The organism is Psychrobacter sp. Rd 27.2 (genome assembly GCF_001921755.1).
GTDB classification, from domain to species: Bacteria; Pseudomonadota; Gammaproteobacteria; order Pseudomonadales; family Moraxellaceae; genus Psychrobacter; species Psychrobacter celer.
Map to the genome: position 1 here is coordinate 1 of NZ_MRYB01000085.1, position 426 is coordinate 426.

Annotated in this window: 1 pseudogene; it reads left to right on the top strand. The window is 48.1% G+C overall.

Features of this window, described 5'->3' with window-relative positions:
• A pseudogene (locus tag BTV99_RS13540) lies at positions 1-426 on the top strand (glutaredoxin); the annotation flags it as partial.

Consider the following 426-nt stretch of genomic DNA (forward strand, 5'->3'; position numbering starts at 1 on the left):
TGCGCTCAAGCACGCAGGCTATGACATCATTGATCGTCATATCACGACACAAGATGAGAATACATTGGTCAAAGAGACGCTTGGGGTCAAGACCACACCGCAGACCTTTATTGATGGCAAGCGTGTTGGCGGCAATGATGATCTGCAAGTATTTTTGGGTAATCACGAACCCGAGACAGACGACGACACCACATATGCACCCATTATTGCGATATTTTCTGTCACCGCGCTGATGACGTTGGCATTATGCTGGGCATTTGCCGTTACTGTCTTGTCAATACAGGCGCTTATGTGGTTTGTCGCGCTCTCCATGTGTGTATTGGCGATTAAAAAGCTTGAGGATTTAGAAGGGTTTACCACTGGGTTTTTGGGCTATGATTTGCTCGCGCGCCGCGTGGTACGCTACGCCTATGTGTATCCGTTTTT